General features: G+C 68.7%; 1 protein-coding gene. It reads left to right on the forward strand.

Translation table 11 applies throughout. The features are described 5' to 3' along the window. Positions 1-1072, forward strand: a 1072-nt coding sequence (locus MD221_RS17395; protein ID WP_242113420.1) for a COG1361 family protein, incomplete at both ends; no start/stop codon positions are given.

Here is a 1072-nt window from a genome sequence, read left to right on the forward strand (position 1 = left end):
GGGCGAGGGCTGCGACACCAGCACGCCGCCGACCCCGGTCAACACCGGCGTGGCACTGACCACGACCAAGACCGTGGCGCCGAACCCGATGACGGTGGGCGTGGCGGCGACGTACACCATCACCGTGACCAACAACGGCACCGGTCCGACGACCGCCGATGCGGTGAGCGTGGACAACGTCGATGCGTCGCTGACCATCAATTCGGTGGGCGCCGGTTGCTCGGCCACGGGCCAGACCGTGACTTGCACCACGCCGGCGGGCCTGGCCGTGGGCGCCAGCGCGACCTACACCATCAACGTCACCCCGACCGCTGCGAACAGCACGGGCATCGTCAACACCGTGAACACCAGCGGCGGCGGCGATCCGGCCTGTACGACGGCAGGCGGCGAAGGCTGCGATGCCACGACCCCGCCGGTGCCGGTGAACTCCGGCGTGGACCTGACCACCAGCAAGACGGTCAGCCCGAACCCGATGACGGTGGGTGTGGCCGCGACCTATACGATCACGGTCACCAACAACGGTACGGGTCCGACCAATGCCGATGTGGTGAGCGTCGATAATGTCGATGCTTCGCTGACCATCAACTCGGTGGGCGCAGGTTGCGCGCAGAGCGGCCAGACGGTCACCTGCACCACGCCGGCCGGCTTGGCCGCGGGCGCGAGCGCGACCTACACGATCAATGTCACCCCGACCGCTGCCAACAGCACGGGTATCGTCAACACCGTCAATACCAGCGGTGGCGGAGATCCGGACTGCACCACGGCGACGGGCGAGGGCTGCGACACCAGCACGCCGCCGACCCCGGTCAACACCGGCGTGGCACTGACCACGACCAAGACCGTGGCGCCGAACCCGATGACGGTGGGCGTGGCGGCGACGTACACCATCACCGTGACCAACAACGGCACCGGTCCGACGACCGCCGATGCGGTGAGCGTGGACAACGTCGATGCGTCGCTGACCATCAATTCGGTGGGCGCCGGTTGCTCGGCCACGGGCCAGACCGTGACTTGCACCACGCCGGCGGGCCTGGCCGTGGGCGCCAGCGCGACCTACACCATCAACGTCACC

Source organism: Luteimonas aquatica (assembly GCF_022662575.1).
GTDB lineage: Bacteria > Pseudomonadota > Gammaproteobacteria > Xanthomonadales > Xanthomonadaceae > Luteimonas > Luteimonas aquatica.